The 6,501-nt window shown below is 72.9% G+C and carries 5 protein-coding genes; 4 read left to right on the top strand and 1 reads right to left on the bottom strand.

Translation table 11 applies throughout. The features are described from left to right. Positions 1-1,047: PLP-dependent aminotransferase family protein (locus K206_RS0127235; RefSeq protein ID WP_020205540.1), on the top strand; the 1,047-nt coding region annotated here is incomplete at its 5' end. Here the strand turns inward: K206_RS0127235 and K206_RS0127230 are convergent. Continuing rightward, on the bottom strand, positions 1,044-2,594 hold the full coding sequence (locus K206_RS0127230) for a glycine betaine ABC transporter substrate-binding protein (protein ID WP_020205539.1): 1,551 nt from the start codon (positions 2,592-2,594) through the stop codon (positions 1,044-1,046). The genes K206_RS0127235 and K206_RS0127230 overlap by 4 nt on opposite strands. A gap of 193 nt (positions 2,595-2,787) precedes the next feature. On the opposite strand from K206_RS0127230, the gene K206_RS0127225 reads away from it, so the two are divergent. Genes K206_RS0127225 through K206_RS41880 form a run of 3 tightly spaced genes read left to right on the top strand, consistent with a single transcriptional unit; the run spans position 2,788 to position 6,487 of the window. Continuing rightward, a complete protein-coding gene (locus K206_RS0127225; RefSeq protein ID WP_020205538.1) occupies positions 2,788-3,822 on the top strand; it encodes a LysR family transcriptional regulator in 1,035 nt (344 codons plus the stop codon). After that, on the top strand, positions 3,819-5,276 hold the full coding sequence (locus K206_RS0127220) for an FAD-dependent oxidoreductase (protein WP_020205537.1): 1,458 nt from the start codon (positions 3,819-3,821) through the stop codon (positions 5,274-5,276). Before K206_RS0127225 ends, K206_RS0127220 begins: the two co-directional genes overlap by 4 nt. A 44-nt stretch (positions 5,277-5,320) precedes the next feature. Further along, on the top strand, positions 5,321-6,487 hold the full coding sequence (locus tag K206_RS41880; protein ID WP_020205536.1) for a CMD domain protein: 1,167 nt from the start codon (positions 5,321-5,323) through the stop codon (positions 6,485-6,487). Positions 6,488-6,501 lie beyond the last annotated feature (14 nt).

Below are 6,501 nucleotides of genomic sequence, written 5' to 3'. Positions count from 1 at the left end.
CTGGGCAAGTCGCTGGCGCGCGCGGGCCGCGAGCTCGATCCGTGGTATTCGGTCAGCGACATGGCGGCCGGGCACCTCGCGCTGCGCCAGCAGATCGGGCTGCGCTACCTCGGCGCGGGCGCGCCGCAGCCCACCGAAGAGATCATCGTCACCAGCGGCGCGCTGGAGGCGCTCAACCTGTGCCTGATGGCCGTGACCGAGCCCGGCGACGTGGTGGCGATCGAGTCGCCGGGCTTCTACGCCTCGCTGCAGGCGCTTGAGCGCCTGCGCCTGCGCGCGGTGGAGATCCCGGTGGATTCGCGCGAGGGCATCGACCTCGACGCGCTGGAGAACGCGCTCGAACGCCACCCGATCAAGGCCTGCTGGTTCATGACGCAGTTCCAGAACCCGCTCGGCGCCAGCATGCCGGAGGCGCGCAAGCAGGCGCTGGTGGAGCTGCTGGCGCGCCACCGCGTGCCGCTGATCGAGGACGACGTGTATGGCGAGCTGTATTTCGGCAACCGCTGCCCCCTGCCCGCCAAGGCCTTCGACCAGGAAGGGCTGGTGATGCATTGCAGCTCGTTTTCCAAGACGCTGGCGCCGGGCTTCCGCGTGGGCTGGGTGGCGCCGGGCCGCTTCGGCGACGCCATCCAGCGGCTGCGCCTGATGACCACGCTGTCGGCCGGCGTGCCGACCCAGGTGGCGCTGGCCGAATACCTGCAGCACGGCGGCTACGACAAGCACCTGCGGCGCCTGCGCCATGTGCTGGAGATGCAGCAGGGGCAGCTGATCGCGGCCATCGGCCGGCATTTCCCGGACTCGGTGCGGGTCTCGCAGCCGGACGGCGGTTATTTCCTGTGGGTGGAGTTTCCCGAGGGCTTCGACGCGCTGGCGCTGCACCGCGCGGCGCTGGAGCACGGCATCGGCATCGCGCCCGGGCCGATCTTCTCCGCGCGGCAGGGCTACCGCAACTGCATCCGCCTGAACTATGGCCACCTGTGGAGCGAGGCCGTGGAAAACGCGGTGGTGACGCTCGGCGCGCTGGCCAGGGCGCAGTTGTCGCGCTAGCCGGCGCGGCCGTGCCGCCCGAGGTAGTGCTCGGCCAGCGCGAAGCCGCCCTGCGCCACCAGCGCCAGCGCGGCGGCGGGGATCGCGCCGCCCATCAGCAGGCGGTCGTCGTTCAGGGCCAGCCCCATGACGATGCGCTCGCCGTAGCCGCCCGCGCCGACGAAGGCGGCGATGGTGGCGGTGCCCACGCTGATGATGGTGGCGGTCTTGATGCCGGCCAGCAGCACCGGCATGGCCAGCGGCAGCTCGACCAGGCGCAGCACCTGCGCGGGCCGGAAACCCAGCGCGCGCGCCGCGTCGCGCATGCCGGCCGGCACCTGCCGCAGGCCGGTCAGCGTGTTGCCGACGATGGGCAGCAGCGCGTAGAGGAACAGCGCCACCAGCGCCGGCCACACGCCGATGCGCCCCAGCAGCGGGATCAGCATCGCCAGCAGCGCCAGCGACGGCACCGTCTGCAGCACGCTCACCGTGGCCAGCAGCACCGGTCCCAGGCGCCGCCGCCGCGCGGCCAGGATGCCCGCCGGCACGCCCAGCAGGGTGGCCGCGCCGACCGCGCCCAGCACCAGCCCCAGGTGGCGCCAGGTCAGGCGCAGCGTGTCGCGGCTGAACAGGATGCCGGCCAGCCCGGCGCGCGCGCCCCGCTCCGCCGACACCACCCCGCCGATGCCGCGCGCGAGGAAATTGCGCGCCACCGTGGCGAACGCATCGCCATCCAGCTCGGCGGCCGCGTTCATCGCCACCATGTCCGCCGTGCTGATCCTGCCGGCCAGCCCGGTCAGCGCCTGCCACGCGGCGGGAAAGCGCCGCGGCACGTCGCGCCGGTAGAGCACCACGGCTTCGTAGCCGGGGAAGTAATGGCGGTCGTCGGCCAGCACGCGCAGACCGTATTTGCGGATCTTGGCGTCGGTGGAATAGATGTCGATCACGTCGACCTGCCCGCTGGCCAGCGCTTCGTAGGCCACGCCATGGTCCAGCCCGGTCGGGCGCTGCGGCAGATGGTAGCTGCGCGCCAGCCCGGGCCAGCCGTCGGCGCGCCCGAGGAATTCCTGCGACAGCCCCAGGTGCAGCGCCGGGTGCGCGGCCAGGTCGTCCAGCGTGGCGATGTGGAGCTGGCTCGCCCGGGCGGCGCTCATGGCCAGCGCGTAGGTGTCGTCGAAGCCGAGCCGGATGCCCGCGGCCAGCCCCAGCGGCGCCAGCGCCTGGTTGATCTGTTCCAGGCTGGCGCCGGGCGGCAGCTTGAGGATCTCGGCGGCAATGGTGCCGGTGTAGTCCGGGTAGAGGTCGATGCTGCCGGACTTGAGCGCCTCGAACACGATGGCCGTGTTGCCCAGGCCCGGCGTGTTCTGCACGCTGGCGTGCGGGGCCGCGGTCAGCGTCAGGATCTCGCCGAGGATGTAGGACTCGGTGAAGCGCTTGGAGCCGATGCGCAGGGTGTCGGCCTGCGCCGGCGCGGCCAGCCACGCCAGCGCCCAGCACAGGGCCAGCGCCAGCCAGGGGCGCGACGGATGGAATGGGCCTGCGCGGGCGCTGCGTGGTGCCTGTGTCAACGGGACTGTCCTGAGCGGCGCCGCGCGGGGGTTGGCGCCTGTGCCTTGCATGATACGTGCTGGCCCCGGCGCCTGCCGGTTCCATGCGGCGTGGCATGATGGAATGCAAAAATAGTATTTGCAATCAGAATACTAGATGGCAGAGAATTCCATAATCGCATACATCGGCAGGCCACGCCCACCGCCTCGCAGCATGGAAATCCGGCAACTCGAAGCCTTCGCGGCAGTCGTCACCAGCGGCAGCGTCACCGCCGCGGGCCGCCTGCTGGGCCGCTCGCAGCCCGTCATCACGCGGCTGATCCAGGAACTGGAGGCGGAGATCGGCTTCGCGCTGTTCGTGCGCAGCGGCCCGCGCGTGACGCCGACCGAACGCGGCTTCCTGCTGTACGAGGAGGTGGAGCACGCGCTGGTGGGCCTCAAGCAGATCCGCGCGCGCGCCGACGAGATCGCGCGCGACGAACACCGCCCGCTCCATATCGCCGCCACCCCGTCGCTGGCGGCCGGGCTGCTGCCGCTGGCGCTGGCCGGGCGCCAGCCGGACCATGCGCGCGACCGCGAGGACAGCGCGGGCGGCGAGCGCGGCGTGGCCGGCCAGTCCAGCCAGATCCATATCGACAGCCTGTTCCCCGAGAAGGTGGTGCACGCGGTGCTGACCGGCGCCGCCGAGATCGGCGTGACCAGCCTGCCGCTGGAGCATCCCGGCGTGACCGTGCACTGGATCGGGCAGGCCGCCTGCGTGGCCGCGGTGCGCGCCGACGACCCGCTCGCCGCGCTCGCCACCATCCCGCTGGCGGCATGCAGCGGCCGGCGCATCGTCACCATGCACAACCCCTACCGGCTGCGCCGCCGCCTCGACGAGGGCCTGGCCCGCGCGGGCGTGAAGCCGGCCGCGCTGATCAACACCAACTCGTCGTTCAACGCGCTGACCTCGGTGCGCGCGGGCCTCGGCATCGCCGTGCTGGAGCCGGTGACGGCGCGCGGCGTGCCGCTGGCCGACATCGTGGTGCGCCCGATCGACGCCGACATCCCGTTCTATTTCGGCGTGATCACGCCGCAAGGCCGCCCGGCCAGCACGGCGGTGCTGGCGCTGATCGACGCGCTGGCCGCCGCGGCGCGCGCGCTATTGCCCGACTTCACCCAGCGCGGCCCCGGGCAGCACGGCGCGCTGCTGCAGGCGCTCTACGGCGCCGCCGGCATGCCGGACGACACAGAGACCGACCCATCATGACCCTGACCACACTCCCCGCCGCCAGCGCCGAAGGCCTGGCCGCGCTCGAAGCCCGCCTGCGCCAGGACCTGGCCTGGCTGGAACTGCCCGCCAGGCCCTGGAGCCCGCCGCGCACGCACGAGGGCCAGCCGGTGCTGGACGTCGCCGTGATCGGCGGCGGCATGGCCGGCATGGCCGCCGCCGCCACGCTCGGGCACCTCGGCCTCGGCGCGCGCATCTTCGACCGTTCTCCCGAGGGCTTCGAAGGCCCGTGGGCCACCACCGCGCGCATGGAGACGCTGCGCTCGCCCAAGCAGCTCACCGGCCCCGCGCTCGGCCTGCCCGCGCTGACCTTCCGCGCGTGGTTCGAGGCGCAGTCCGGCGCGGCGGCGTGGGAGGCGCTCGACAAGATCCCGCGCCTGCAATGGATGGACTACCTGCGCTGGTACCGCCGCGTGCTGGGCCTCGACATCCGCAACGGGCACGACGTGACGCGCGTGCTGCCGCGCGCCGACGGGCTGGTGGCGCTGGAACTGCGCACGCCCGCCGGCGCGCGCACCGTGCTGGCGCGCCGCGTGGTGCTGGCCACCGGCCGCGATGGTCTCGGCGGCGCCTACGTGCCGCCGTTCGCGCAGGCGCTGCCGCGCGCGGCGTGGGCGCATTCGAGCGACGCCTTCGACTACGGCACGCTGCGCGGCAAGCGCGTGGGCGTGATCGGCGCCGGCGCCTCCGCGATGGACAGCGCGGCCACCGCGCTGGAAGCGGGCGCGGCCGGCGTGGACCTGCTGATCCGCCGCGCCGACATCCCGCGCGTCAACAAGAGCAAGGGCGCCGGCAGCCCGGGCTTCACGCACGGCTACGCCGGCCTGCCCGACGCCTGGAAATGGCGCATCCGCCATTACATCAACGAGCAGCAGGTGCCGCCGCCGCGCGGCAGCACGCTGCGCGTGTCGCGCCACGAGAACGCGCGCTTCCACCTCGGCTGCGCCATCGAGCGCGTCGAGCCGGCCGGCGATGCCGTGCGCGTGCACACCACCAGGGGCACGTTCGAGCTGGACTTCCTGGTGTTCTCCACGGGCTTTCGCATCGCGCTCGACACGCGCGCCGAGTTCGCCGCGTTCGCGCCGCACATCCGCTACTGGCGCGACCGCTACGCGCCGCGCGCGGGACAGGAAGACCAGGAACTGTCGGACTCGCCGGACCTCGGCCCCGCCTTCGAATTCCTGGAGGCCACGCCGGGCGCCTGCCCGGGCCTGTCGCGCATCCACTGCTTCAACTACCCGGCGGCGCTCACGCACGGCACCGTGTCGGGCGACATCCCGGCCATCAGCGACGGCGCCCGGCGGCTCGGCCAGGGCATCGCCGCGCTGTTCTACCAGGAAGACATCGAGACCCACTTCGCCAACCTCGAAGCCTATGCCGAGCCCGAGGTGTTCGGCGACGAATGGGTGCCCGCGCCGCCGCCATCCGCGTGATCCCGCCGATTTCCGAGTCAACCGTACCGAGAGCAAGACAAGCCATGACCCAAGCCAACCCCCACGCCGACGTGGCCGACCAGGTAGCCGGCCTGGTGCCCGGCTCCGCCACGCATGCGCTGCGCCACCAGCGCGACAAGGTGGCCGCGGCCACCCAGGGCAGCTACGACGCCCTGTTCGATCCCGCCCTGCCCGGCCTGCCGCTGGCCGAGCGCCTGCTGGTGGCGCTCTACGCCGCGCGCCTCGCGCCGTCGCCCGAACTGGCCGCGCACTACCGCCAGCGACTGGTGGCCGCGGGCGCCGACGCCGCGCGGATCGAGGTGGCCGAACGCGGCGACCCCGCCACGCTGGCCGACGCGCGCCTGCGCGCCATGCTGGACTTCACCCGCGCGCTGATCGAAAAGCCGGTGGACGGCGACGAAGCGGCGCTCAGGACGCTGCCCGCCGCGGGCCTGTCCACGCCGGACGTGGTGACGCTGGCGCAGCTGATCGCCTTCCTGTCCTATCAGGTGCGGCTGGTGGCCGGCCTCAAGGCGCTGAACGCACCCGCCGCGCCGGCTGGGGGCGGGGAACCCGCCCTGCCCGCTCCCGCCAAGGTAGCCGACACGGTGCTGACCAAAGCGCCGATCCGGGCCCACGGCTTCACCAACGAAGTGCTCGACTGGAAAGCGTGGCTCGACGTGGTTCAACTGGACCACGCCACGCCCGAGCAGATCGCGGTGCTGGAGGAAAGCCATCCCAAGGCCAAGGTGTCCGACTATTACCTGTTCCTGGTGCACCAGCCCGAGATCCTGCGCCAGCGCTCCGCCGCGTTCAACGCCATCATGTACGCGCCCGGCGGCATGGCGCGCGCCGAGCGCGAGCTGGCCAGCACGGTGGTGTCGCGCGTCAACGGCTGCGTGTACTGCGCCTCGGTCCACGCGCAGCGCTTCGAGCAACTGGCCAGGCGCAACGATGTGATCGTCCAGGTCTTCGCCGACCCGCGCGGCGCCGGCACCACCGCGCGCGAGCAGGCCATCGCGCAGTTCTCGATCGCGCTCACCGAGCGGCCCGACGCGATCGGCCCGGGCAGCCTGCGCGCGCTGCGCGCGGCCGGCGTGAACGATGCCGAACTGCTCGACCTGATCCACGCGATCGCCATCTTCGCGTGGGCCAACCGCCTGATGCTGAACCTGGGCGAGCCGGTGTTCCCGGCGCAGCAGGCCGCATGAGGATGGCCGGCCCG

The organism is Cupriavidus sp. WS (assembly GCF_000395345.1).
Classification (GTDB): Bacteria; Pseudomonadota; Gammaproteobacteria; order Burkholderiales; family Burkholderiaceae; genus Cupriavidus; species Cupriavidus basilensis_B.
This window is presented reverse-complemented; position numbering and strand designations above follow the sequence as displayed.

Excerpts from the sequence above, each read along its gene's own strand:
- K206_RS0127220 (WP_020205537.1), top strand. The coding sequence starts at position 3,819 with ATGACCCTGACCACACTCCCCGCCGCCAGCGCCGAAGGCCTGGCCGCG.
- K206_RS41880 (WP_020205536.1), top strand. The coding sequence starts at position 5,321 with ATGACCCAAGCCAACCCCCACGCCGACGTGGCCGACCAGGTAGCCGGC.
- K206_RS0127225 (WP_020205538.1), top strand. The coding sequence starts at position 2,788 with ATGGAAATCCGGCAACTCGAAGCCTTCGCGGCAGTCGTCACCAGCGGC.